Source organism: Corynebacterium sp. HMSC05E07 (assembly GCF_001807225.1).
Classification (GTDB): Bacteria; Actinomycetota; Actinomycetes; order Mycobacteriales; family Mycobacteriaceae; genus Corynebacterium; species Corynebacterium singulare.
This window is the reverse complement of sequence record NZ_KV788236.1, coordinates 1-592: the sequence shown is the minus strand read 5'-3', so window position 1 is coordinate 592 and position 592 is coordinate 1. Positions and strand designations below refer to the sequence as shown.

The window sequence follows — 592 nt, the reverse complement described above, 5'->3', positions numbered from 1 at the left end:
GGGCGTCGACGTGCCCGGCCCCTCCTGCTCCCTGGTTCTCATTGACCGCATCCCATTCCCGCGCCCGGACAATCCGCTCATGCAGGCTCGCACCGAGGCGGCGAAGGCGGCCGGACGCAACGGGTTCATGGAGGTCTCCGCCACGCATGCGGCCCTCCTCATGGCGCAGGGCGCGGGACGTCTGCTGCGTTCAGTTGATGACCGCGGCGTAGTAGCAGTTCTAGACAACCGCTTGGAAACCAAACGCTACGGCTCCTACCTGCGCGATTCTATGCCGCAGATGTGGCGCACCACTGATCCGGAGATCGTGCAGGGCGCGCTCAAGCGGCTTGTCGAGTCCCGCTAGTTAGGGCTGCCGCAGTGCACACACCGTGGCCGAATCTGGGGCAACCTCGGTAAAGCCGGCGTCGCGCACGACGACGGCCCCCTCGCGGGCACAGGCTTGAGCAAAGTCTTCTGAGCTCACCTCACGCACGGACAAGAGGAAATCGCGCGCAGCCCACTGCTCGACGTCCTCCAGGCTCATCGCCGCGGCCAACAACATCGAGCCATGACCCACCTGTGCTGCCGCCTTGCCGGCGCTCATGTGTAG

The 592-nt window shown here is 65.7% G+C and carries 2 protein-coding genes; one reads left to right on the top strand and one right to left on the bottom strand.

All coding sequences use genetic code 11. The features are described from left to right. The coding region (locus HMPREF3149_RS07300; protein ID WP_305764353.1) for a helicase C-terminal domain-containing protein at positions 1–346 on the top strand (346 nt) is incomplete at its 5' end. Here HMPREF3149_RS07300 and HMPREF3149_RS07295 read toward each other — a convergent pair. Beyond that, positions 347–592, bottom strand: a 246-nt coding sequence (locus tag HMPREF3149_RS07295; protein WP_210385427.1) for a peptidyl-tRNA hydrolase, incomplete at its 5' end; no start/stop codon positions are given. It abuts the gene before it with no gap.